Here is a 533-nt window from a genome sequence, read left to right on the forward strand (position 1 = left end):
TGGAATGCGTCTATGAAACCCTGGAGGATGCGGGATATACCCGCCGTGCCCTCGGGGCGTACAAGGGACGGGGAATGGAAGGCAATGTCGGGGTGTTCGTCGGCGTCATGTACGAGGAGTACCAGCTCTACGGAGCGCAAGAACAGCTTCGGGGAAGAAAGGTGGCCTTGAATGGAAGCGCCGCTTCCATTGCCAACCGGGTCTCCTATTTCTGCAATTTTCACGGCCCGAGCATGGCCGTGGATACGATGTGCTCCTCATCCTTGACGGCGATTCATCTGGCCTGCCAGCACCTACAAAAAGGCAGTTGCGAAGTGGCGATCGCCGGCGGGGTGAATGTGTCGATTCACCCGAACAAATACATCGCCCTGCAGCAGGGGCAATTCCTCTCAAGCAAGGGACGGTGCGAAAGCTTTGGGGATGGCGGCGACGGCTATGTGCCCGGAGAAGGAGTCGGTGCGGTTCTGTTGAAGCCGTTGGCCCGGGCCGTGGCGGACGGTGATCACATTTACGGAGTGATCAAAGGGACGGCC

1 protein-coding gene is annotated in these 533 nt (G+C 59.1%); it reads left to right on the forward strand.

Going from position 1 to position 533, the window contains the following annotated elements:
* Positions 1-533 (forward strand): beta-ketoacyl [acyl carrier protein] synthase domain-containing protein (locus I8U18_RS17630; protein WP_198065186.1); only part of this gene is annotated, 533 nt, incomplete at both ends.

Source organism: Thermoactinomyces sp. CICC 10522 (assembly GCF_016055075.1).
GTDB classification, from domain to species: Bacteria; Bacillota; Bacilli; order Thermoactinomycetales; family Thermoactinomycetaceae; genus Thermoactinomyces_A; species Thermoactinomyces_A daqus.